The sequence below is a fragment of the Phaeovulum sp. genome (assembly GCF_041596715.1).
Lineage (GTDB): Bacteria > Pseudomonadota > Alphaproteobacteria > Rhodobacterales > Rhodobacteraceae > UBA6213.
Map to the genome: position 1 here is coordinate 1 of NZ_JBFHIA010000306.1, position 3,048 is coordinate 3,048.

Annotated in this window: 5 protein-coding genes; 4 read left to right on the top strand and 1 reads right to left on the bottom strand. The window is 66.1% G+C overall.

All coding sequences use genetic code 11. The annotated features are described in order from the left end of the window. From ABY403_RS15070 to ABY403_RS15085, 4 genes are all read left to right on the top strand, one after another. Window positions 1–161: class I SAM-dependent methyltransferase (locus ABY403_RS15070; protein ID WP_372841643.1), on the top strand; the 161-nt coding region annotated here is incomplete at its 5' end. Continuing rightward, window positions 154–891 (top strand): SDR family NAD(P)-dependent oxidoreductase, encoded by a 738-nt coding sequence (locus ABY403_RS15075; RefSeq protein ID WP_372841639.1) that lies wholly within the window; start codon window positions 154–156, stop codon window positions 889–891. The genes ABY403_RS15070 and ABY403_RS15075, both read left to right, overlap by 8 nt. Beyond that, window positions 888–1,622 (top strand): hypothetical protein, encoded by a 735-nt coding sequence (locus ABY403_RS15080; protein WP_372841640.1) that lies wholly within the window; start codon window positions 888–890, stop codon window positions 1,620–1,622. Before ABY403_RS15075 ends, ABY403_RS15080 begins: the two co-directional genes overlap by 4 nt. After that, entirely contained in the window at window positions 1,619–2,017 is a 399-nt protein-coding gene (locus tag ABY403_RS15085) for a DUF2177 family protein (RefSeq protein ID WP_372841641.1), read from the top strand. The genes ABY403_RS15080 and ABY403_RS15085 overlap by 4 nt, the downstream gene beginning before the upstream one ends. Window positions 2,018–2,040: 23 nt before the next feature. Here the strand turns inward: ABY403_RS15085 and ABY403_RS15090 are convergent, their stop codons facing one another. Further along, window positions 2,041–2,937, bottom strand: a complete 897-nt coding sequence (locus tag ABY403_RS15090) for a carbohydrate kinase family protein (RefSeq protein WP_372841642.1) — start codon at window positions 2,935–2,937, stop codon at window positions 2,041–2,043. Between the last annotated feature and the right edge of the window lie 111 nt (window positions 2,938–3,048).

Sequence of the window (3,048 nt, forward strand, 5' to 3'; positions counted from 1 at the left end):
CGCTTTGGAACGAAAGGTTGGGCGCGCAGGCAGAACGGATCAGGCGGATGGGTCATTCCGAAGGTTTCCTGCGCAGTTGGCGCTATTACCTTGGCGTTTGCGCGGCGTCCTTTGCCGTCGGGCAAACCGATGTCGTGCAGGTGGAATTGACCCATGCCTGAGCCAGAGACGATCTGGATCATCGGTGCCTCTGACGGTATCGGCGCAGCACTTGCGCGCGCCTTCGCGGCGCGCGGCGCGCGGTTGATCCTTTCGGCGCGTTCCGCTGATCGGCTAGAGGCGCTGGCGGCAAGTCTGGGGCCCGAACATCGCGCGCTGACGCTCGACATTGCCAAGCGCGATAGTGTCGAGCGCGCGGCGGCAACGATTGCCGAACTCGGCCTGCTTGACCGGGTCGTGCATCTGGCAGCCCTTTATGACCCCGGCAAGATCGCGGATCTGAACCCGGATACTGCCGCAAGCATCGTCTCGACCAACCTGACTGGCAGTTTTCACATCGCCCAGATCGCGCCGCCCCTGCTGCGCAAAGGCGGGCAACTGGCGCTTTGCGGCTCGGTTGCGGGCTATTTCGGGTTGCCGCAGGGGCAGATCTATTCCGCGACCAAGGCCGGGGTCATCAACCTGACGGAATCGCTGCGCGCCGAACTGGCGGGGCAGATCGACGTGCGGCTGATCAGCCCCGGTTTCGTCGATACCCGCCTGACCCAGCGCAACGACTTTGCCATGCCCGCGCTGATGACGCCCGAGGCCGCGGCCCGCGCCATCATCGCCGGGTTGGGCGGGCGGCGGTTCGAGGTGCATTTTCCCCGCCGCCTGACCTTGGGGATGAAACTGCTGCGCATATTGCCCTATTGGGCGGCGCTGCCACTGACGCGGAGGCTGGTGCGATGAACGGGGTTGCAGGGCTTTGGCGCAGCACGGCAGGGCTCGTGCTAATGGCCACACTGGCGTTTGCGCTCTCGCCGTTGCTGACCATCGGTTTCAACGGCTTTACCGCCAGCCAGTTCCCGGTGCCGCAGATCGACCCGCCCGTGCAACCGGCAGGCTACGCCTTTTCAATCTGGGGGGTGATCTACCTTTGGCTGATTGCCGGTGCGGGCTACGGGTTCTGGCGCGCAGCCGATGACCCCGGCTGGCACCCGATGCGGCGACCGTTGATTATCAGCCTTGCGATCGGCGCGTTCTGGATTGCCGCTGCGGGGGTTTCGCCGCTTTTGGCGACGCTGATGATCTTTGTCATGGCCGCGGCGGCGATCGCCGCCCTGCTGCGGGCGGGCAAAGGGCAGGCGTGGCTGCAAGCGCGGCCAGTAGCACTTTATGCCGGCTGGCTTACCGCGGCGTCGGGTGTGGCTTTGGGTGTCGTGCTGGGCGGCTACGCCGTTCTGCCAGCCGAGGCCGCCGCAATCGTCTGCCTCGTCGGGGTTCTGTCGGTGGCTGTGCTGGTGCAGGCGGCGCGGCCGCGTGAATGGGCCTATCCCGCGGCGGTTATCTGGGCGTTGCTTGGTGTGATCGTGGCAAACCCCAGCGGTGAAAACTGGAAGGTGCTGCTGCTCGCGGCCAGCGGAATTGCGGTGCTGACATTGCGTGCGGCCCTTCCCTTTATGAAAGGCAGAAACCCATGAAAATCCTGATCCTCTACCTTGTCACCGCGATCATCTTCTTTTCAGCCGACGCGGTCGGGCTGCGGCTACTGGTCAAACCGGTGTTCGAGCGCCACATCGCCCACCTGTTTGCCGATCCGTTCCGCGTGGTGCCCGCGGCGCTGTTCTATCTGGGCTATGTCGCGGGGCTTTTGTGGTTTGTCTCGATCCCCGCGCTGCGTGCGGGCGATCCTCTGGCCGCCCTTGTGGGTGGGGTGGCGTTGGGGGTTCTGGCCTATGGCACCTACGAGTTCACCAACTATGCCACGCTGCGCGACTGGTCGATGCAGCAGGTTGCGGTCGATACCATTTGGGGCGGGGTGCTGACCGGGTTTTCCGCTTGGGCGGGTGTGATGATCGCGCGTAATCTGGGCTAAGGGGCACGGCTGCCCGCCGCAACCTAATGCCCGACGCGCCCCGCAGCCATGTCTGCCAAACCACGCGCGCCCCCCGCGCGGGCCAAAGCCATAGCGGCGGTGCCTGCCCCGGCATCGAGGCAATCGCTCAGATTGGCACCTGTAAGCCAGGCATCCAGAAAGCCCGCGTTGAACGCATCCCCTGCGCCGACCGTATCGACCACGCGGGTTGCCCGTGACGGGCGGCGCAGGCTTTGTGCGCCGTAAATCGCCTCTGCCCCTGCCGGGCCATCCTTTATCACCACCAGCGGCGCGTAATCGGCGAGCGGCGCATGGCGCGACAACGCCTCGGCCTCGGCACGGTTGGGCAGAAAAACGTCAACACCGCGCAGCAGATCGCAAAGATCCGGGCGCGCCAGCACGGCGGTATCCCAGCCGCAGTCTACCGAAATGGTCAGCCCCGCGCCCCGCGCCATCGCCACCACGCCCGGCGCTTCGGCCAGCGTTGCAAGCTCGCCCAGATGCAGGTGCCGGTAGCGGCCCGTCGCAATCGCCGCCGCCAAGGTATCAGGCACCGCGGCCCCTGCCCGATGGGTCACAAAGGCGCGGTCGCCACCGGTGATGATCGCCACCGTCAACTGCGGTGCAGAACCTGCGGGCGGTTCGGGGCAAGCCGAAAGGTCGATGCCCGATGCCGCGAGTTCCTCGGCAATGGTTGCGGCGAAAGACGCGGTGGGCAAGACCACCGCAAGGCCGCTTGGCCGCCCGACGGCCGCCAGATACGCCGCGGTGATGTAGGCGCCACCGCCTGCGGCCAGCGTAACACCGCTGGCATAGACCTCGCTATCAGGCGCAGGCAGCGCCGAAACCCCGTCCATGACGATGTCGCAGTAGAGCCGCCCGGTGCTCAGCACACCTTCGGGCCTTGTAGAACTGGTCACCGCAGCGCCTCGCCATCCGGGGTGAAAAGATGCAGGTTGGCGGTTTCCACGGCCAGATGCACGCTTGCGCCCACTGCGGGGGGCGTGCGGCCGTCGGCGACGGCGATGATA